The sequence below is a fragment of the Planctomicrobium stercoris genome (genome assembly GCF_051465655.1).
Classification (GTDB): Bacteria; Planctomycetota; Planctomycetia; order Planctomycetales; family Planctomycetaceae; genus Planctomicrobium.
Map to the genome: position 1 here is coordinate 3337623 of NZ_CP195791.1, position 21247 is coordinate 3358869.

Annotated in this window: 17 protein-coding genes; 7 read left to right on the forward strand and 10 right to left on the reverse strand. The window is 54.5% G+C overall.

Annotation, left to right across the window (positions count from 1 at the left end; genetic code table 11):
• Nucleotides 1-2: 2 nt before the first annotated feature.
• Nucleotides 3-788, reverse strand: a complete 786-nt coding sequence (locus tag SH661x_RS13570) for a hypothetical protein (protein WP_437222290.1) — start codon at nt 786-788, stop codon at nt 3-5.
• A gap of 99 nt (nt 789-887) precedes the next feature.
• The gene (locus SH661x_RS13575; RefSeq protein WP_437222293.1) at nt 888-1490 is read right to left on the reverse strand and encodes an RNA polymerase sigma factor; all 603 of its coding nucleotides are present in this window, start codon (nt 1488-1490) and stop codon (nt 888-890) included.
• Between the two features lie 214 nt (nt 1491-1704).
• Between SH661x_RS13575 and SH661x_RS13580 the strand changes: the two genes are divergently transcribed.
• On the forward strand, nt 1705-5001 hold the full coding sequence (locus SH661x_RS13580) for a hypothetical protein (protein ID WP_437222296.1): 3297 nt from the start codon (nt 1705-1707) through the stop codon (nt 4999-5001).
• A gap of 601 nt (nt 5002-5602) precedes the next feature.
• Here SH661x_RS13580 and SH661x_RS13585 read toward each other — a convergent pair.
• From SH661x_RS13585 to SH661x_RS13610, 6 genes are all read right to left on the reverse strand, one after another.
• Nucleotides 5603-6013 (reverse strand): hypothetical protein, encoded by a 411-nt coding sequence (locus SH661x_RS13585; protein WP_437222298.1) that lies wholly within the window; start codon nt 6011-6013, stop codon nt 5603-5605.
• Nucleotides 6014-6660: 647 nt separating this feature from the next.
• A complete protein-coding gene (locus SH661x_RS13590) occupies nt 6661-7605 on the reverse strand; it encodes a DUF1559 family PulG-like putative transporter (RefSeq protein WP_437222301.1) in 945 nt (314 codons plus the stop codon).
• A gap of 437 nt (nt 7606-8042) precedes the next feature.
• Complete coding sequence (locus SH661x_RS13595) at nt 8043-9224, reverse strand: transposase (RefSeq protein WP_437222303.1); 1182 nt, start codon at nt 9222-9224, stop codon at nt 8043-8045.
• 85 nt (nt 9225-9309) lie between these two features.
• Nucleotides 9310-10746 carry a transposase gene (locus SH661x_RS13600; protein ID WP_437222305.1) on the reverse strand — a complete coding sequence of 479 codons (1437 nt, stop codon included), beginning with the start codon at nt 10744-10746 and terminating at the stop codon, nt 9310-9312.
• 74 nt (nt 10747-10820) lie between these two features.
• Complete coding sequence (locus tag SH661x_RS13605) at nt 10821-11804, reverse strand: DEAD/DEAH box helicase (RefSeq protein ID WP_437222307.1); 984 nt, start codon at nt 11802-11804, stop codon at nt 10821-10823.
• On the reverse strand, nt 11789-12643 hold the full coding sequence (locus SH661x_RS13610; RefSeq protein WP_437222309.1) for a HamA C-terminal domain-containing protein: 855 nt from the start codon (nt 12641-12643) through the stop codon (nt 11789-11791). Before SH661x_RS13610 ends, SH661x_RS13605 begins: the two co-directional genes overlap by 16 nt.
• A gap of 155 nt (nt 12644-12798) precedes the next feature.
• Here SH661x_RS13610 and SH661x_RS13615 point away from each other — a divergent pair, with 155 nt between their 5' ends.
• The 5 genes from SH661x_RS13615 to SH661x_RS13635 all read left to right on the forward strand — a co-directional run bounded on the left by SH661x_RS13615 (nt 12799) and on the right by SH661x_RS13635 (nt 17382).
• Nucleotides 12799-13059, forward strand: a complete 261-nt coding sequence (locus SH661x_RS13615; RefSeq protein ID WP_437222311.1) for a hypothetical protein — start codon at nt 12799-12801, stop codon at nt 13057-13059.
• A complete protein-coding gene (locus tag SH661x_RS13620) occupies nt 13060-13308 on the forward strand; it encodes a hypothetical protein (RefSeq protein ID WP_437222313.1) in 249 nt (82 codons plus the stop codon).
• 525 nt (nt 13309-13833) lie between these two features.
• Nucleotides 13834-15294, forward strand: a complete 1461-nt coding sequence (locus SH661x_RS13625; RefSeq protein WP_437222315.1) for a UbiD family decarboxylase — start codon at nt 13834-13836, stop codon at nt 15292-15294.
• 18 nt (nt 15295-15312) lie between these two features.
• Complete coding sequence (locus SH661x_RS13630) at nt 15313-15732, forward strand: SRPBCC family protein (RefSeq protein WP_437222318.1); 420 nt, start codon at nt 15313-15315, stop codon at nt 15730-15732.
• Between the two features lie 15 nt (nt 15733-15747).
• A complete protein-coding gene (locus SH661x_RS13635) occupies nt 15748-17382 on the forward strand; it encodes a UbiD family decarboxylase (RefSeq protein ID WP_437222320.1) in 1635 nt (544 codons plus the stop codon).
• A gap of 6 nt (nt 17383-17388) precedes the next feature.
• Here SH661x_RS13635 and SH661x_RS13640 read toward each other — a convergent pair whose 3' ends face one another.
• Nucleotides 17389-18351 carry an antibiotic biosynthesis monooxygenase gene (locus SH661x_RS13640; RefSeq protein WP_437222323.1) on the reverse strand — a complete coding sequence of 321 codons (963 nt, stop codon included), beginning with the start codon at nt 18349-18351 and terminating at the stop codon, nt 17389-17391.
• 190 nt (nt 18352-18541) lie between these two features.
• Between SH661x_RS13640 and SH661x_RS13645 the strand changes: the two genes are divergently transcribed.
• On the forward strand, nt 18542-19033 hold the full coding sequence (locus SH661x_RS13645) for a hypothetical protein (RefSeq protein WP_437222325.1): 492 nt from the start codon (nt 18542-18544) through the stop codon (nt 19031-19033).
• Nucleotides 19034-20234: 1201 nt separating this feature from the next.
• On the opposite strand, the gene SH661x_RS13650 is transcribed toward SH661x_RS13645, so the two are convergent.
• Nucleotides 20235-21173 (reverse strand): DUF1559 family PulG-like putative transporter, encoded by a 939-nt coding sequence (locus SH661x_RS13650; RefSeq protein WP_437222327.1) that lies wholly within the window; start codon nt 21171-21173, stop codon nt 20235-20237.
• Between the last annotated feature and the right edge of the window lie 74 nt (nt 21174-21247).

Consider the following 21247-nt stretch of genomic DNA (forward strand, 5'->3'; position numbering starts at 1 on the left):
GTTCACCCTTCCAGCCATACAGCAGATTCCATCACTCGGTATTCCACTCCATCGCTGACAACTGAAAGCACTTCCCTCGCCTCCCCTTCAGGGAGCAGTTGCGACGCGGCCATCCGCGGCCCCATTCCATCCGTCAGGGGGAATTCACTTTCAACCAGGATCATGCCATCGGGAAGGCGAAATGCCCAGAGTCGAAGTTGACTTGGCCCCAGCGTCAACCGGCAGACCTGTTCTGGCTTCGATACGACATTGACATGGCTGACCGGCGTCCAGTCCCGCTCTCCGGGTACTCGACGCTGCAGGACGATGCGAATGGACAGCGGTCGCCAGCTCTCCGGGTCCGGAAGTTCGCCCTCTTCCACAAGCTCAAACGTCAACGTCTGGTCGGATTCAGCAACGCAGCGGATCCGCTGGTCGAAGAGTTGCTGCAGTTCCTGAAATAACGCTGCATGCTTCTTCAAACTTTCTGGGGATTGCCATGCAGATGCTTCTGCGATGGTCTCCGAACTTCTCATGGGGGTCGGCCTCAACTGAAACCGGAGCGTCAGTGCCACCAGCAACATCGCAGCAGCAGTGATGATCACCGCCCCATACCTGCCGCGTTTTGTCGAGAGAAGTTCATGAACAGACCTGTTGGCGGAGTCCGCGTCAGAGGATTCGGCATTTCTCTGCAAGGCATTGATGATCCGCTGTTGCAACGCCAGCAGATCCGGCTGCTGAGGTTCATGAGCTTCAGACCAATTCACGAGAATCTGTTCCAATGAATCTTTTTCAGCGTCGGAGTTCATGGCAGCACGTCTCCTAGACCAGTTTGGTCTATCATGTGCAGGCGATTCAGGATTTTCACCGCATGAAAGTCCATATGATCGCCTGCGGAACGTAATAGATTATTGGCGAAACCGCTCTAGCGAGTGTTTGAGTTGCTTGCGGGCCTCATGCACGCGGGAGTAGATCGTGGCGACCTGGCAGCCTTCAATTTCGGAGACCTGCTCTGCTGTCATCCCGTGCAGACAGGTCAGCACCAGGGCAGCTCGATGTTTGGGTGAAAGTTCATTCATGGCTGACTCAATCGCACGGATCGATTCCTGTTGAAGCAGATGATCGACCGGCTCATGGGAACGCCTCTGTTGCGACGACGCAGCATCCCTCGCTGCACGTCCATTCTTTAGGTTTGTCTTCAAATGTGTTGTCGCCACGTTCGAAGCGATTTGAAACAGCCAGGTCGAGAACTTCGCCCGTCCTGCGAACCCTTCCATTCCTCGCACCGCCCGTAAAAAGACTTCCTGAGTCAAATCATCCGCTGCGGCATCGTGCAGAACCATTTGAAACACAAATCTGCGGACCGGTTTGAGATACCGCTGAACGAGTGCCGCCACCGGCTCTTGTGCCCCGGACCTGCGCCATTCACTCAACAAGGCCTCATCCGATGCCTGGCCCACTGCTTCCTTCGGAGATAACAACGATCGTTTAGTGGAGACAGATTCAGTCATCAGCCGGTCATCAATTCTGAGGGCCCATGATTTTGGCTACGACGATCGTATTAGAGAGTGAGACGCGAGAGCGGTGAAAACCTGCGCTAAATTTCTTGAAAAATTTGCGTTTTCATTCGGAATTCGGAAATATCAATCTTTGGACCACGTCTTTAGATTAGCTTCGAGAAAATAGACAGGAACAGCGAACGGAACAACTCACCGGGAATATATCGTGGCCGATCGAATTCGCCTCTCGAATTTATTGCTCAGCTGCAGCCTGATCCTGATTGCCCGAGTCAGCTTTGCTCAGGAGGTCACAACAAGTCCTCCGGTAAAAGTGGCAATTGTCGAAGCAACAGTCGGGAAACCGCTTCCGGGATCAGTTCTGGATCTGCTGTTCCTCGAGCTTTCAAAGAATCCTGCCATTGAATTGCTGGAGCGCCAGGAGATCGCTCGCATCTTACGCGAGCAACGATTGTCGACGACATTTGAGTCGCCTGAAGAGTCACTGCAGACCGGGAAGCTGCTCGCAGCGGATGTGCTTCTCATCCTGCAAAGTGACCCGATTGCCGAATCATCAGCACAAAGCCCTTCCAAAGTCCGATCCGCCGTTCGTTTGAAAATCGTGGAGACCCGAGAAGGGATTCAGTTCTCAGACGCGGCATTTCCTCTTCTGGAGGAGGGATCGCAAGACTCGCTGTCGGTGATGACAAGTCACATCCACTCTCAGTTGCGACGAATCCGGGAATCGGTCGAGGGGCTGAAACTCGTCGCGGTCGGAGACTTCCGCAGCCGGGATATCTCCCGGCACGCCGATTGGCTGGGTCCGGTAATTACCAGCAACCTTGAAAACAGGCTGGCTGGGTCACCGGGCATCTTGCTGATGGAGCGTAAACAAGTACGGCCGCTGATTGAAGAACGCGCTCTCACCATCAATCAGCTGCCGGCTGCACTGCGCGGCGCCATGGTCCGCATTGAAGGGGAATTCTGGCTGGAGGCAAGTTCACCCGAAGTGTTGGCACATGTGCGGGTCAATCGCCGACTCCCTGGAAGCGAAGTGAAGTCGTTACAGGTGACCGCCCCTTTTTCACATCCCGAGTTGCTTTCTGAAAAAGTCTTGCTGGCTGCCAGGGAACTCCTCGGTGCCCAACTGGTCGAGGGAGAATTCAAAAATCAGGCTGAAGCAGCATTGCTCGCTGATGAAGCGGAACGACTGCTGGATCTCCAGGAACGCGAAGCAGCCACGCGGACCCTGCTCGCAGCTTACGCCCTGGATCCGGAATCGTTTCGAGTGCAGGTGCTGCTGTTGAATGCCGGTTGTCCGGAACTCGACTTTCGTGTCTGGGGACAGGAGCCGCTTCATGGAGACCGACTTCAACAGTTCAATGACGATGTGGTTCCCATGCTGTGGCTACTGACGACTCTTTCACACCAGATTCTTGATCACCCGGATTTCCCACAGAATCCGAAGGCAAATTGGCATCCAATTTTTCACTTAGAAACGATTCTCCGTCAGATCTCGCATTGCCTGCATCGTCTCCGCTACTTGACGATGTACCTCGATATGTCACGTCCGGAAAACCTGGAGAAATTTGAAGCCTTGCGAAGCGAGATGAGTCTGGTGGCGATCCGGCTTCGAGATCTCACGAAACCTTTGCGGAATCAGTTGCGATCGACCTACGCGAGCCTCCACATCGCGGCACGCAGCTATTGGTGGCAAAAAACGCCCGAAGAGGCCCTCATGGAAGATCGTCGTGTCCTGGAAGAGGCGATGACCGAACGCGAGTACTTTCTGTCCGAAGTCATGCGGGCCTCTTACTTCGAACTGCATTATATCCCTTCCTGGAAAAGCCGACCGGACCTGTATGAAGTGTATTTACGATCCCTTGATGACCTGGCCACCTCGGAGCACGCCAACCTCAGAGCCGAGAGTCTGCGACGTCGCGTGAATTTTTATCAACATCAGCTCAAAGACCCCGTCAAAGCCCGGCAGTATTACTTCAAGTACATTGATGCACTGATCAAGGATGTGATTCCGCAGCATCCCGAGTTGGACCAAGATCTCCAGACCTTGGTCACAAATCTCGGAGGGGTGAATGTTCTGGGACTTCCACCAGCAGATATTGCAGACAGTTATTCTCGAGTGATCCGTGCCGCGATTCCGCGAGCTTTGCGTCGAAATCCTCAGTTGTGGGAATATACTGTCAGTGAAGCGGCTTCTGCCTACGAACGAACCGGAGACGTGATCGCCGCGGAACAGTTGCTGTCGGACTTCATCGTCGCTGTCGATTTGATGGAGGAGAAGCACCATGACAAGGAGCTTGCCGCCGGCTTTCGAGGGAGTCGTGAGGCATTACGAGAACGTCATCCCGGTGTTCTGAATGCCACGCCCGAATTGATTTGGGAATCACCGACCACCACGGTGCTCTTTCGCCTCGAAGACCTTGCAGGCAAAATTCCCAAGCAGATCTACCCAAAGCAGATCGAATTGCAGCAAGTGGTGAAGACCGACCGCGGACTGGCTGTCGTGGCGGCGACCTGGACGGACTATCGAGTTGGCGTGATCCGATTGACGCCGGACAGGAAATCCGTCGCTGATGTGACGTTCTCAGAAAAAATGCCTGCGAAGGGATCCTGTACCGTCACGGCGATTGGTGATGATGTCTTCGTGGGACATTCGCAAGCGGGAGTCCTGCACTTTGCTCCTGGAGGGACAACCATCCATTACTCCAGAAGGTACAACAGTGAGCAAAGTCCCACGCAACGGCCATTTCCCGCGGACGAGATTACGCAAATCGTGGCGACCAATGGAAAAGTGTACTGTATGCTCGATCCATCGCAGGGAGAGTATGGTCTGATCGAACTCGATCCAGGAACTGGAACATCAAACGTGCTGTTTTCTCGGCGTGGAGGGCCTGTGGACCACCCTTTCAACGGCCTGAGGGGAAAAAGTAATACAAACGGACTCAACGGTCCCAGACTCAAAGCGATTGCTGCAGCGGACGATGGAACGCTGTTCGCTGCCATCGCTGGTGGAGCGTATGGAGACCTGCGAGGACTCTTTCGGATCTGGCCCGGGACTCAGAAGTACGAACTGGTCGAAGACTATCCACGAGAGTGGTATCAGATGTCCGGCGGCAGAATCCTGGTGCAAAGCGATCAGAGTGCGTATCAACTTGACCCCGAGACGGGAAAATTCGAGTTGCTTATGGAATCGGGAAGATCGAGCGGAAAGCTGGGACCTCCATGGAAGTATTTGTTTTCCCCGGGAAGATTTGAAACCAGAAACGACCACTTGGTCTGCTTCGGCGTCCGGCCCGGACGTCGGGAGTTGGATCTGTTTCACTTTCATCCCCAGCAAGAGAATCCGACACTCCTGAAAATTGCAGGCGCGAACAATCAAGCAAAGTCCTTGCCACCCTCCTTCGCCCGTACAGATCAACTTCTCTGGCCCGCGGACTCTGGCCTATTGCTGCTGACTCGCGAGGCCCTGATTGAGATTGAACTGCCATCGCGGCCTGGTCAATAAACCCTCCATGGCTTCAATACAAAATCCTAGCAGCGAATCTCACGACAGTGTGGCGTTCCGGCGGCGATCAACACAGCTTTCCAACGACAAATCTCCCCGGATCGCCGCCACACTCCCACGAGCCAAGGGCTAGGTAGTACAGACATTCAAAAAGAGGTGGTGATGAAGGCTGCGAACCAGATGAAATCTGCAAAGTCGCAGGTTTTTTCTGGTAACGTGTGGCCACTCTCCGGCATCGCTTGATCCGGCAGAAGATTCGAACCAGCCGCACCGCCGTTCGCAAAGCGTATCGCCAGAACTGGCAGAAACTCCTCAATTAACAGGAAGCGGAGCGGCGGGAATTTGCGAAGAACGAACGGAACCTGAAAGGTTCGTTGAGCAATGCCATGAGGCGGTTTCATCACTGGGAGGGCGAGGCTCCTGCCGAGCCTCAAACCAGTGAACGTGTGGTCTTTTATGCGGCTCAGCAGAAGCTTCGCTCTCCCGAATCGCGCTCACAAAGGGTTATGAAACCAGCTCATGAGACTCCCGTATTCCGCGACTCAAGTTAGAGCCACCCCGCCTGATCCATCATTACACTAAGTCGGCTTTAAAACACGCCCTAATCTTTGAGATCATACGTCAGGCGTTCCATCCCCTTGACAACTTCCACCTCTAACTGCGATGTGTCAACCCGAGTAAATCTCTCTGGAATCAAGCTTTTCAGTGGCTTGAACGGGACGATCTTGATCTCTTTCACCTTCTCAGGATCGACAGGCTGCGGCGGGTAGTGCAGTTCTGTACAAACAATCGCCACCTTGTACTTTCCAATCTGCACGCCTGGTGACGAAGCGGTGGTCGCCATCGTAAACTTGCCGTCCACAATATCTCCCGTGGCGGAATTTCCGTTGACGATATCTTCTGGCGTAAACATGACGGTCCCGTGGTCCAGCGGCTTTCCGTTGTACGTCACAGTTCCGCTGACTGGGACAATATTCGGCAGTGAGTCGGCCCTATAGCCAAAGCATCCCATGAAACTACTGCAAGAAAGGAATATCAGGCAAACTGTTGACATTCTAAATAGGTCCACAACAGAACCGGAGTGAAATTCGCATGTACACTGAACCGCCGCCAGCACGTCCTTGTGGCCTGATTTTCAGGTTCAGGCCACGAAATCGGCTGTTTTCCAGGGAATAATGGTCACTCCGGTTCTGTGGAGGTTCTATTTAGGCATGGCACGCATTCCTTCTTAAAGCAGGCATGAAGCAGAATCCGGTATAACGACAACTACCCATAACTTCGACGCGACAAGCACACAGGCCTGATAGACACGCGAGCCCCGGATTGAACTGCAGTGCAGCTTGATTCACGAGGCTGCCACAAGGCGACTGAACGTAAAACAATCTCTCCGATTTTTGCGACGAACACTTTTCTTTGAAGTGACATCAGACCAAGTGGCAACATTTGGGACACCCTTATCCCGGACGCAGAGTCAACGCCCCACTTTAGACTGACATCGACTCCATTCACAAGAAGGACAACCTGAAGCTACCCACACAGAACGACGGACCAAAGGTGTCCAAATAAGATCTGCGCAGCGGAAAGGCAGCCTTGACTCACTCACCTTCGGGCGAGGATCGCTTTGAGTTCGTGAGTCAGGGCTGCAAATATGAAGACGAATTAGAACTCGCCGAGCACCTGACCGTCCTCTTTGTTGCCCAGGTAGTTAAAAGTAACGAAACTCATGTTCTGGCTGAGGAACCGAACGCTTCCATCAGCAATGACCACATGAGCGCCACCGACGTGTTGGCTTGACATTCCCTGATCTTTTGTCAACGACCCTAAAACCACTGACGGGGTGATGGCGGAGACCGTGCTCATGCTGGGGCTGTTGATTTTCATTCTCGTTGTGAACGCATTAGCAATGTACCCCCAAACGCCAAAGTACCCATTAAACTGCGGGCGAACCTCCCCGTAAGCCATGGTGTTGCTCGCTCCGTCGGTCACGTCACGCAACCTTGCCGAATAGCCCCACTTATTGAGACCATTCGCGAAGATTCCCAGAGCAGCATCCCTCCAATTGGTGTCTGGGCAAAATGTAGCAAGCCCCCCTGCAGCTGCACAATCAGATGATGCATTGGGATAGCCACCTGCGCTCGTTGGTCCACCGCAAGGGACATAGCTTGCACCGTGTGACAGAAAAGAGTCGTTCTGCCAGTTGTCCGAGCGTCTTGCTCCTTCGGGATTGCTAGGGCAGATCTGGAAGCTGATGGTGCGGTTTCCAAAGTTCGTATAGTTCGGATTGTAGCTCATCGGAACATTGTAATCACCACCGTTGTAGAGTGCCGCCTGATCAACAAATGGCAGCAGGAAGACCGTGGTATTTGGGCCAGAGTAACCAGCATTTCCGGCAACCACGGTATTCATTGTCGGCGGGAAAATATTGTGTACGTCGTGATAGTTATGCAGCGCCAGGCCGATCTGCTTCAGGTTGTTTTTACACTGCGACCGCCGAGCTGCTTCACGTGCCTGCTGCACCGCAGGTAACAGCAAGGACACCAACACTGCGATAATGGCGATTACGACCAGCAACTCAATTAATGTAAAACCCGATCGCTTATTCATGGCAAATTCCTTCTAAGAATTGGAGGACACTTGAAGACAGATGTGAGAAATTAAGACTTTGCCTACTCAACATTGAAAGGAGAAGTGAACCCGCTGCTGCGGTAAACGACGGGTAGATGCATCTTCCGGATGTGCAAATTGAAGTTTCGGCGTAAAGGTCGAATGTACTGCATGCCCTGCCTGGGCAGGACGAAAGTGAGCCATCGTTTCGTGGGTTTCAAAGAGGCATTGAATCGAAGTGGTCGGTTGCACGGATTCACAGACATTATCAGGATCCACACGGGGAGGTGCATGGCGAACACATGACCGAAGCGGGTCGGACCGAAATAAGTCCGCCTCTGGTTGGTGGCACAACACCATCTGCAATTTAACGCACATACTCAAGCCTCGTTTTGGGATCTGACACCAGAGGCAGTCTTCCATCCACGCAAGGGGGCTCAACCCGAAATGTTCGGACATCGCGAGGCCAGAGCCGTTCTTCCTCGCAGCCACGTTCGTCTCGCTCCGCCGGTTTCGCACACATGGGCGAAGCTGCGTTCGACCTTCTCGCTGCGTTGACGCTGCAGGTCCTTTCCCTTGGCTCGACTCATGCGCTGGCGGTTGTTGAGCACTGCCTGCTGCACTTCCTCCGGCTTGTCCGTCCACGTGCGATTGTGTTGTGAATTGGGCTCGGGAATGTACGTTCTGAGTCCCAGCTGCGTGGCCTGCGTGATCGTCTCGTTCTTGTGATACCCCTTGTCGGCAGCAACCTCTTCAATCTCTTCCGGACTGCCAGCGAGAATCACGTTCTGCTGGGCATTCACCACGCTTTCGATGAGCGTGCCGGCATCACTGTTCGTCCCATGACACACCGTGGCGGAGAGGATGAACTCATTCTCCAGGTCGATCACATGCTCAGCCTTATAGCCCAGATGAGTGCGGCCATCTTTCATCTTCACGATGCGGGAATCGGGGTCTGACGACGATTCCCAGTCGGCATTGGAGACCTTCTTCTTCCCCTGCTGATGACGGGCTTTGTCGAACTTGCGGAGGTCGTCATCGCTGGGATCATCGTCTTCTTCGAGGAGCCCTTCCTCCTGCATCAGGCGTTTGAGGAACTCCTTCCAGTCTTCACCCGAGTCCTTTCTCACGATTGTCTTCATGGCGGCATTCGCCTCCAGCAACGTGGAGTCGACACCGGTTGATTTCAGCTTGAGAAGTCCATGTTCATCGATGATGCTGAGCACCTGCTGGAACACCTGCTGGTGAATCTCCAGCGGGAGTCGATCACGAATGCGTGTCAGGCTGCTGTGGTCCGGGGTCTCTTTCCCCAGCGGAATGCCCAGGAACCTTCGCAGCGAGAGAGAATCTTCGCACCGCCAGGCGATGCCTCTTTGGGAGTCGATCCCTTCAAAGTACCCGACCAGCAGCATGCGGAAATAGGCGCCCGGAGGGATCGACATGCGACCCGTGCTGGCGTAGAACGACGAGCAGAGGTCTTCGAGAACCTTGTCGAACCCAGCCTTGGCGAGGACCTGATTGAGCTTGTCATAAAAGACATGCCCCGGCCCTTTGGAGAGACTCGCTGTCGGAGTCCAGAACTCCTGCTGCTGCGACTCCTCCCGCTTCCCCAACGCCATCGGTCACCCTCCCTGAATGCCTGAAATCCGAACCACCGGCAATCTACCAGACCTGTCAAGCGAAGGGACGATTTTCAACGGGCAGCTAGCAGCCCGTTGAAGTTGGCATGATTTGGAGTTTCCGGGGTGTACGTGGTCGCTGTGGGGTCAATTGCCAGTTGATGTCTCGGAACGCCATCGGATGAGCTGTCCTTGCCTGGAGCGATCGCAGGCGGTTTCTCAGGGCGGCCCAGAGCAGCGTGCAGGTTCCCCAGAGTGCCAGCAGTGCCCTCTGTCCGCTTTGCAATCCTCTGGGTTTGCCGATGCCGAATGCTTTGAGCATGAGGAGGCCCAGGTTCCTCGCTGCCGTCACGAGCAGGTAACGCTTGTTGATCTTCTCCAATCCTCGCAGCCACGTTCGCCTTGCTCCGCCGGTTTCACACACATGGGCGAAGCTGCGTTCGACCTTCTCGCTGCGTTGACGCTGCAGGTCCTTTCCCTTGGATCGACTCATCCGCTGGCGGTTGTTGAGCACTGCCTGTTGGACCTCCTCCGGCTTGTCGATCCACTTGCGATGGTGTTGTGAGTTCGGCTCCGGGATGTACGTTCGCAGTCCCAGCTGCGTGGCCTGCGTGATCGTCTCGTTCTTGTGATACCCCTTGTCGGCAGCAACCTCTTCAATCTCTTCCGGACTCCCAGCGAGAATCACGTTCTGCTGGGCATTCACCACGCTTTCGATGAGCGTGCCGGCATCACTGTTCGTCCCATGACACACCGTGGCGGAGAGGATGAACTCATTCTCCAGGTCGATCACATGTTCCGCTTTATAGCCCAGATGAGTGCGGCCATCTTTCATTTTCACGATGCGGGAATCGGGGTCTGACGGCGATTCCCAGTCGGCATTAGAGACCTTCTTCTTCCCCTGCTGATGACGGGTTTTATCGAACTTCCGCAGGTCATCGTCGCTGGGATCATCGTCTTCTTCGATCAGCCCTTCCTCCTGCATCAGGCGTTTGAGGAACTCCTTCCAGTCTTCGCCCGAGTCCTTTCTCACGATTGTTTTCATGGCGGCGTTGGCCTCCAGCAACGTGGAGTCCACACCGGTTGATTTCAGCTTCAGGAGACCGTGCTCATCGATGATGCTGAGCACCTGCTGGAACACCTGCTGGTGAATCTCCAGCGGGAGTCGATCACGAATGCGTGTCAGGCTGCTGTGGTCCGGGGTCTCTTTCCCCAGCGGAATGCCCAGGAACCTTCGCAGTGACAACGAATCTTCACATCTCCAGGCGATGCCTCTTTGGGAGTCGATCCCTTCAAAGTACCCGACCAACAGCATGCGGAAATAGACGCCCGGAGGGATCGACATGCGACCTGTGCTGGCATAATACGGGGAGCAGAGGTCCTCGAGAACCTTGTCGAATCCCGCCTTGGCCAGCACCTGATTAAGCTTGTCATAAAAGACATGCCCCGGTCCTCTGGAGAGACTCGCTGTCGGAGTCCAGAACTCCTGCTGCTGCGACTCCTCCCGCTTCCCCAACGCCATCGGTCACCCTCCCTGAATGCCTGAAATCCGAACCACCGGCAATCTACCAGACCTGTCAAGCGAAGAAAGGAAATTCAACGGGCTGCTAGACCCAAACCACGATCCAAGAATGTACGTGCGACTGCATTGACTCGCGGTGGAGAACTACAAAAGATGAGGGTCGGTCCTTCGAGTTCGGAAGCAAGATTGGTTAGTCGTTCCATCTCGTCGCGTCCGTTATCGACGCGAGTTTGTTCGGACACCACCGTACCAAAGCGGGTTTGGTAAAAGTAGCACCCGTATTCACCCTCGACATTTGTGGGGACACGATCGATATTCGGTCCAAGTAAGTAGAATTGTGCGCCGCCCTTACGAAGCTTGTAGAAAGTTTGACTCAGAGCAACTGCCCGAGAGTCGTCGCGATCGCCTGGATCAAGTTTGTAGAACTCGTCGATTACGAAGAAATCGACCTGTGGCAATTGCTCGTATGCGACAGCCCTTTCTGCGGTAAAGACAAAAATATTCTTCGCCGCCGGCAGTTGGGTGAGATGCGTGACGACCTTGTACTCTTTGGAAAAGACGGCCAGTCGTCTTCGTGTCTCGTCAATCAGGGCTAGCGTCGGCACAATAATCGCAATATTCGAATACCGGCCACTGGCAATCATCGCGTCGATGATCTTGCTCTTTCCGAAGCTCGTCGGGGCGCTTAGGACTACGCTGTCGCCAGCGAGTAGCCGCTGATAAATCTTAGCCTGCTCACGGTGAAAAACGAGGTCGGATGGCATGTTGAGAGGCCGGTGAAATTCATATGCAATTGAATCCTTCAGGCCGAGCGACTCCGGATCGATGTACGGGAACAAGCCGACCGCCCGAGAGAGCGCGTCGAGAATTTCCTGATACGGTTCGAAGAAGTGCTGTTGGTCAAGGGCGCGGAGGACCATCTCCCTGGCCGTGTCACTGCCGTCGTCCACGTTAACCAATGCACTGATTGCCTTGAGAATCGCAAATCGATCGTGTCCGCTCTGTTTCAGAGATCGTAAAGCGTCTCGAAGTTGCGGGGTAGTTAGATTTTTTGCCATGCCTTCAGCTTCTCTTCAAGAACCGCGATCAGTTTTGTCTTTTCGGCCAATGGGAGCAGAAACAGATGGATTGTAATATTCTTCGGTACTCCCTTCTTAGCCGAAAGCGCTTGGAGGAAGCTTGCGTGATGCTTTTCGATTTCCGACTTGAAGCTGTCCACATATTCCTTCGTGCATGACTTATGTGCCGCCACGCATTCACTATCGTACGTCAACAGGACCGGAACGGCCGCCCGGTTGAACACTTCGTCCAAGCTGGTGTTCGGAGACAGGAGCTTTCTCAGCTTTTCCGCGTGCGGGATCGAGTTATCGATCTTGCCCGTTATCAAATTGAATTCGGACCGGAGATAGTCCGTGCCCAAATGGGTTTCGAGCTCAACAATGACATCCCGAATAGCTCGCTTGATGTCATTATAGAACTTGGCCTCTCCGAGCCATAACTCCATTTGTTCAGGCGGACCAACTACATGAACGGCGTCGAATCCCTTTACGGTTTCGTTGTTGGAAGACTTGTAGTAGATCTTAGAGATTACCGGAATCGAATTATGGACCTGGCGCACGATAGCGTGAAGGAAAAGTTCACCGAACTCGCCTCGGTTCGCAAACTTTGCGGTGGTGTAGACATGCTGAGCAGCTCTTCGCATCAGTCTGACCGAGTTGGCATGTTGCATCGCTTGCCACTCGGACGGCGTGAGTGCAAACTCTGGTAACCATTCAAAAATGTGATCACCAAGTTGGTCGGTTCGCCATTGATCTCGCTCATAGCCGACGCAGAGGCCATATAGGCTTGGGGCCAGGTCGATATTGTGAACCCGAACTTCCCAAAACGGTTCGGGCATTTGTATTGGTGGAGACGATGTAGACAATTAAGATTCGCTCGATAGACGGAGTTTCAGAAATGCAGAATAATGTTTTCAATCTGCAATTGAATCAACCAATGAGTAAGGTGAGGAAACTTGTTGCGACTTAAGAAATCCCGGCATAAACTCCCCCAATGCGGCCCGTTACCTCCGAAACCATTGGTCTTCTGGTCGCCCATCTCATTCCAGGGGTGATTGCTCAGTGGGGGCTGGGCAATGGGGTGCCGGGGTTGCAGGGGTGGGTTGGGGCGGCGGGGGGCGAGTGTCGGGCGGTGGGCGGGTTTCTGAACCTGACGGTAGCGTCCGTCGGGGCCGGGGTGACTGTCAGTACGGTGCGGTGGCTGGTGTGCGATCCGGTGCATCACTGGACCGGAATCCGGCAGCCGGTCGGGTGAATGTGGGACTTTCATGCCCGGACGGAAGGTTTGCAGGTACTGATCGAGGCCCATTACCGCTACTCCCAGTTCTATGCCAATTGTGTCGTGGCCATTCTCTTTGCTGCTGCCCTGTACTTGCTGACCGCCGGGTTTCATCCTCGGGAACAGCTGCCGGTCGGCTTTGTGTCGGTGCTGTTCTTTGCCGGGTCGCGGGATACGCTGTCGAAATACTACCGGCACGTGGACGGGATGCTGAAAACGAACTGAGCTGAAAGTTTAAGAATTCTCCCGGTCGCTGCAATTCTTCGCATACGATCCGGAAAAAGGGGCCGCGGACGACGCTACTTCTTCTGTCCCCGCAGCCTGTTCTTCTTCCTGTTGACGGGCGCGAAGCTTCTGCTGCTCGGCCTGCTGCTGTTTCCGTAACTTCTCCTTCCGGGCGGGTTCGTTCGTCTATAACTGGACCCCTTTGATATCGAGGAAAAATCAATTGCGAAGCGGGTTAGGATTTCCCAGTGTGTGAGCGACCCATCCCTTTTCACACAGGGGAACTTTTCCCCTTCCAGACAGACGCCAGGTTGTTGCACTGATGTTTCCCCCTCAGGAATCGCGTAAGGCACAACCCCTGATCGGACCAGGATGTCCTGCTTTTTCAATCAAACACCCCAGTTCCCCGGATAAAGCTTCTTTCGTTGGATATCGAACACCGATGACTCATCGTCTATATTAATAATGCCATGAATTTCAGAGCCGACTTCATGTTCTCGTTGCAGAAGATTGCAGGAACTTTCGATGGCGTACCGAGACTTCCGAGAATTTCTTGATTCACTTCGGTCCCAGGGGGAGTTGATCAAGATTGACCGTCCCGTTCAGATGGAGCTCGAGGTCGGAAAAGCCTTGCGAAAGTCCGCATCGGTCAACGGCCCCGCTCTTCACCTCAACTCTACCGGAACTCCGTTTCCACTTGTGGGTGGAGTCTACAACACCCGCAAAAAAGCCCTGATTGCTTTTCAGTCGACGGAAGAGCAAGTCTTTGACCGCATCCTACAAGGCCTTGCTCGCAGGATTGCCCCTGTGGTGATCGAGAATGCACCTGTCCACGAGAATGTCCTGACCGGCGATTCCATCGACCTCACGCGACTCCCGGTCCCTCGTTACAGCCCGGACGATGGAGGTCCCTACATCACCCCCGGGCTGGTTGTCAGCCAGGATCCAGAGACCGGAATCCCGGACGTTGGTCACTATCGCTTTGAAGTGATCGACAAGAACACGCTCTCCTACATGGCTCAGCCGAATCATCGTTTTGGCAAGCATATCGCCAAAGCCCGCAACCGCGGTGACAAGACGTTTCGGGCGGCTCTGGTCATTGGAGTCGATCCGATCCTCGCGTATACCGGGCCGATTCAGGTGCCGGATGACACCAACGACTTCGAACTTGCCGGTGGACTCAGAGGTGAGCCGATCGAGCTCGTCAAATGCGTCTCGATCGACCTGCAAGTGCCAGCAAGGGCCGAATTCGTCATCGAATTTGAGATCGACTTTACGAAAGAAGTTCTAGAAGGTCCGCTGGGAGAATATACCGGCTATTACACTCCCGCTTCCAAGAAGCCGATCGCTCGCGTGCTGGCCATCACCCATCGGAACGATGCTGTGTTTCAGTGCCTGCTGACAGGCGTTCCCCCGACAGAGAACCACATCCTCAAACAGCTCCCCTTCGAAGCGTCGTTCTACGCGATGATGAAGAAGCAATTCCCGACGCTGGAGAAGGTGGCTGTCCCCTCCTCGGGGGGAGTTTCGTTCTACATCGTCATGTCCATGCGCCCCCGATACGCCGGTGAAGCCCGCGCTGCGTTGCTCGCGGCCATGGGAACCAATCTTCGACCGAAAACTGTCATCGTCGTCGATCCTGATATTGATGTTCAGAATTCGACACAGGTGGAATGGGCCGTCTCGTTCCGGACTCAGCCGGCGCGTGATGTCATTATTGTCGATCGGCTTCCCGCTGGGCCACTTGACCCTTCGATCGACGATTCAATTCCGCTCGATGCCCGCACCGGATCTTCCATGGGGATCGATGCGACTTTCCCCTTCGGTTCGATCATCAAGAAGGCGATCGATGTGCCTGATGCGGGGACAGCGTGCGGACCTGCCCTCGCCGAAAAAGGACACGAATTTTTTGAAGTCGCCGACGTACCCGGCTGGCAGACTTACGATTTTCCGGAACTCGACCGACGTTCTCCCACTCCTGAGTAGCACTGAAACGGGGCCTCGATGCATTCAATCGAACACGAAATCAAAATTTCCACTTCACCCGATCAGGTCTATCGCGCACTCACATCCCCACAAGCGCTACGGTCATGGAAGAACAGCTCCGCGATCGGCAGTGGTGACCTGGGGAGTGTCTGGACCTTCCCCTATGAAAACGGGCTCGAGTTCCAATGGAAGATCGTCGTCGACAACTCGCACCAGGTGGTCTGGGAATGCGTCAGCGGTCCGGGGAACTCGCCTGGAACCATCGCTGAATTCACATTCCATCCTTTGGAGGATGGCCGAACGCTTCTGACCTGCCGTCACGCAGGTTGGCCGACTACCGAGGGCAATTACAGACGCTGCAATACCGCCTGGGCCATTCTGCTTCATCACCTCAAAACATATGTCGAAACGGGCCGCACTGCGCCTGCATTCACATAGTCTCCGGAGAGATTCATGCCTCAACAGAGCCTTCCTGATTTCGTCAACGCCATGGAAAAAGCTGGCCTGCTTGTCCGAATCCATGAGGAGAAGCGCGTTGACGAGCTCCCTCAGGTCATGGAGGACCATCCGCTGACTGCCGTGCTCGTGGAGAACGTTAAGGATTGCGAGTTCAAATTCCTGGCGAACGCATACTCCAATCAGGATCAGACAGCGTGGGCGCTGGGCTGCAAAAAGTCCGAATCCGGCCGTCTGATGAATGCAGCAGCGCAGGGACGAATTCCTCCTGTGATTGTGTCGAGCGCTCCCTGCAAAGAAGTCATCCTGACCGGTGACGAGGTCGATCTCACACGGTTGCCTCTCTTCCTTCATCATGATCGGGACGGACACGCGTATACGAACGACAACCTCGTCATCAGCAAGCACCCGGATACCGGGATTTACGACTGGGGAATCTATCGCAGCATGTTCCGCAGAGTGAACGAAAAGAACTTCGACATGACCTGCACATCGCACCGCCAGCGGCTCCATGCACAAGCTGCTCAGGCAAAGGGGCAGGATCTGGAGGTCGCAATCGTCATCGGGGGACCGCTAGTCGATAAGCTCGCAGCGATGACAAGCGTCACTCCTGATACGGACGATTTCGAAGTCCTTGGGAGCTTCTATGGTCACCCTGCTCAGCTCGTGAAGTGCGAGACGATCGATGTGCTGGTGCCGGCCAATGCGGAGATTGTCCTTGAATGCATTCTGATGGCAACCGAAGGCCTTTCGCACGATGAAGGGCCTTACGGAGAGTTCACCGGAATGTATGGAGGAGGCATCAAGCACAACTTTCGCGCCATCGTCAAGGCGATGACCTATCGCAAGAACGGGATCTACCAGCATGCCACGATCGGCGGCCGCCATCCTGGTAACACCGACAACATGCTGCAGCTTCCGGGAATCGAAGCAGACCTGTTCGGAGGGCTGAAACTTGCAGGAATTGAAGTTCTGGAAGTTCGAGCGCCGCTGGGAGGACTGTCCAACATCGCGTATGCGAGAATTCGCACGCACGGGGCAGGAGACGCAAAGCAGGCACTGGGTGTGATGCTGACATGCTCAAAGCAATCACTCCCCAAGATAGCAATGGTGTTCGATGAAGACATCGACATCTGGGATGACAATGCGGTCCAGTTCGCGATGGCGTTTCGCTATATGCCGCACCTCGACACAGTGATCATCCCGCAGTGCAACACGATGACGGTCGACCCGATGATCGGGACCGATGTGGCTCCGGGGACCGCGTCGAAGATCGGTCTCGACTGCACAATCCCACTGGGCCCGAATTTCGTCCGGTCGCACTTCGATCGAAGCGACATTTTTGTGCTCGGTGATCCTCCGCCGGACGTCAAAGAAATGACGGAAGAGCAGCTGACGGAATCAATGGCCCAGTTCATCAAGGAGCAGCCGCGAGCATGGAAAGAAGTCCTCCAGCATTTCCACGGGCAGCCGTACAGAACCATCTATCGTGCGTTCAGCAACCTGCGACCAAAGCTGGGACGCTGTAACGACGCACCGTGGTATCGTTATACGTTCGCGGATGGTGACTTTGCTTATGAAGCCTCACCACGCAAAGAAAACAACTTCGATGCCCGACACAGGACCGTCTGAATCCGCTCAGGTTGCTGATGACCAGATGGCAAATGCGGCCAGAGTCAGCAAATAGAATGTGACGACGACAATTGTCCCTTGCAGCGTGACAGCGAGTTTTCTTTCGCTCGGTGGTTCAAGCCACCATCGGAATGTTCGACCGGTCCAAGGAATCAGTTTACTCAGGACTGTCACACAGAACACATTTCCCAGGAAGATCGCCAGCCACGGGGGAACCCCGTTCGCAGCAAACACAGGGCGTGAAATCAATTTGTCCAATAAGAAGACGAGCGGGTATAGCACCAACAACACCAGCATGCTCATCTTCCATTCAGGGTGAGCATGTGAACCGCTGTCAATCTGAAACCACTCGTCAAAGGCCGAACGAGTCAACCTCAGCTTCGTTTCCTCTGTCAGCGTGCGCGCCTCGCGAAGCAGTTCTTTCCGAACTGGAGAATCAATCCATCGCCGCAGGTTTTCGGAAGTATCGAAGCGGAGGATCACCAGCCAATCTCGTGCGGACGGAGCATAGGGCGGGGTGAATCGATACCCGCGAAATCCTGGAGCGTTCGCATGTGCTCGCGCGATCCGCTTCTGCCATCGCTGATATGCCAGTTCCTGCCCCGGCTTCACCTTGGTGGTAATCAGGGCCGAGACTCCAACCTCACGATGAGGACTTTTCGCCGGAACGATATCGACTTCGTCAATTTCGATTTCGGTTGCAGCTGCTGACTCCAGCGACGAAATCCGCGCGGGCGAGTTGAGCCATTTCAATGCGGCCGGTGTGCTGTCGAACCACTGCACGACGATCCACTGAGGTTGTGCGGGGAGGCTGGGAGGAACAACCGTTTGATCCAGGAATCCTTCGGCGGAGGTGACCGCCTCAAGGAGTTCCTTTCCCCAGGCTTCGACGCGGTCGATGCCCGTCCGAGGTGTCAGACGATAAATGATCACCGCTTCGTGGTTGGTGAAATTGATCGTTTGGTCCATTGCCCATCCCAATTCAATTGCTGCTCCCCGGCCTTTGATATCGATGAAAGAGTATTTGCAGGTGAAGGCGGGATTTTCCAGTGTGGGAGAGGCCCAACCTTTCTCTCACAGGAGAACCTTGCCATGCTCTTTCCTGGAATTGATCAACATGCCCGTCAGCAGACTGTTTCACTGCGTGATCAGAGCGGTGATGTCTTGCTCGCTCGAGGAATGCGGCAGGTCAACATCTGCAGCACGACAGAACAAGTCCTTTCCGACCGTGAAGGCGATTGCCTGGCTCAGAGAGATTGCACTCTCCCAGATCGATCGACTGGAGATGAACGTCTTGCTGGCGGATCTGGTTCAGATCCCGCGAATTCACGGAGACTCTCATGGCTCACGGTCTTCGAACCAACAGATTGCCGAAGACATCGCCCAATTTGAATGGACGTTGCGAGAAGTTTGTTGGCAGAATCAAATCGAAATGCCTGTCCAAGTTCATCATCTTTGGCGAGCGACATCTGGATTATCTCGTCGCGGAGGTCAGCGAGTATTACAACCGGCATCGAAGTACATGTGCCGCGGGCACCTGCCGCACGTCAGTGACGATCCTAATGAAGTCGAGACGCTGCGACTCGACGAGATCGAAGTGAAATCGTTTGTCGGCGGGCTCGTGAAGGGATCTGAGCGCAAGGCGGGTTGACGTCGGCGGACTTCTCATCGCCTTTAACCACTGCAACCGGTCGGCGATTCAGAGCCAGGAGATTCAGTCCGCTCCCAGAGAAGGGGCATGGTCGATCAGGCCTTTAGGAACGCAGAGGGTCAACGGACATTTGACCCGCTCAGTTTGCGGCGACGACTGTTCGTCGAAACTCCTTTGTCGTTGACATTTTTGCGTCGCTTCCATCGATCGAAAAGCGCGCTGTGGAAAGTTCCCATTGCAGGCTGTGCCGCCGCAGGTCGTGCGTGATGGTGTTAACCAGCTGAATTTGAACGGGACTCGCATTCCATCGAGTGCCAGCTGCATGATCTATGAAGGATCATGGTCTGCTATTTTGACGTCAAATCGAAATCCAGTTTCTGTCGACCGTTCGTTGACACATCCGCCGTCAATGTCGTTTCGGTATTGAATTTCGCGGGAATAATCTGGCCGCGGACTGCAATCTTGTCCCCCGGCGTCACTTCCATGAATCGACCAGGGATTGGGCGAAACGAGGTAACTTGAACTTTCTTGGACCCGGGTTCGCATCGGCCCTCGTAAGCTCCATCAGTAATCTTACAACTCATCACCTGGGCGATCCCGTCCTCCGGCAAGAAGAGAATCTCTCCCTGGTCCAGTGGTTGACCGTCGAACGTGACGTTGCCCGAAACTGAGACCTTCCTTGGCTCGCTCGAATTCAGGCATCCCGTCATCAAGAGACAGACGACCATCACTTTCAGCAGGCGACTTACAACGAACATTCAGGGCCCCCCTTCAGGATTGAATAACAAGAATAGAACTTCCAACAACGGAGAAGTGCCGAGCGAAAGTCCATCAATCCCCCACTGTCTTCTGGGGATTGATGATCATGCGTCAAGAACTTCGTTGATGAGCGGTCTCAAGTCTCGCCCATCGATTTGGCTTTTCGGCACTGAGTGCGCGTAGAGAGACGAGTGGCCGACGACCGCACTGCCGGCAGCTGGATCGCTGCCGAAGACAGTGCGGAGTGGGAGCACGGTCGTCAGGGGGCAGTTCCGTTCTCCCTGTGAACTGACCCCCTCACGCGGCAATTCAGAGATCTCGTTACGAAACGAACGTGCCTTAGCCCCCCGTCTCAGGGGAGTGCGGCGGCGATTCTGGGTGATTCATTGCTCGAAAGCTCTGTTGATCGCCGCCTGAACGCCCCTCTTTCGTGAGATTTGCACTAGTATTCTCCAATGACTTCTGATCCAGCCCGAGTCCCCAGAGCCTGCGTGACCACCTGGGATGTATTGTTGGACACGAATCGCACGGAGCCGTCAGCGAGCAGAAAGTGTGCACCACCCACATGCTGGCTGCGTGCGTACTGCACGACATGGTCATAGGAATTCGGAACGCACGGAGCAAACTTGGTGTCTATGCACAGAAACACATAGTCTGAAGCGGTTGTGTTTGGAGGGTAGAAGCTGCTGAACATCCCCTCGCCGGTATACGTGTTGTAATACCGACCTCGGAAATCGTCCGCGGTCGTTGTGTCGGGAACGACCAGGATTTCACTGGCCATGACCGTATTGGATGTTCCGTCGATCACATCCCGCAGGCGTGTCTTCGACTTGACATAAAACATCCCATCCAGTTGCTCTCCCCCACCGATCGCTCCAAAGTATTGCTGTGCAGAGCCACATAATACGACATTTCCATGAAACCCATGCTGGGTGTAGCCGTTGTAGTCATGCATACCATGGCTGTGTGAATCGATCTTCCCGGCACCCGGATCGGTCGGACACATCAGCGTGGGGATGATCGTATTTCGCCCTGCGTAAATATATGTCGACGTTCCAAGCGTCGACGTGAGGAGATTGTAGAGTGGCGCCTGATCCAGATACGGCAGGACGCCCAGAATCCAGCCCATGCGGATCGGCGTGACGTCGTCCGCTGCGAAACGACTGAGCTGGCCCGCGGGGAAGCAGCCAACGCTGTCGTGATAATTGTGCAGTGCGAGTCCCATTTGCTTGAAATTGTTTTTGCACTGGGAACGACGCGCAGCTTCTCTTGCCTGCTGCACGGCAGGCAGCAGCAGTGCCACCAGCACTGCAATAATTGCGATCACCACCAGCAACTCGATCAACGTAAACCCGGAACGCGAATGTCTAGAATACAACATGGAACGCACCTCTCAAGTTAAATAAGTGAGACAGACGGACAGTAGTTTCAGTTCCTCATGAAGGGCGCCAAAGG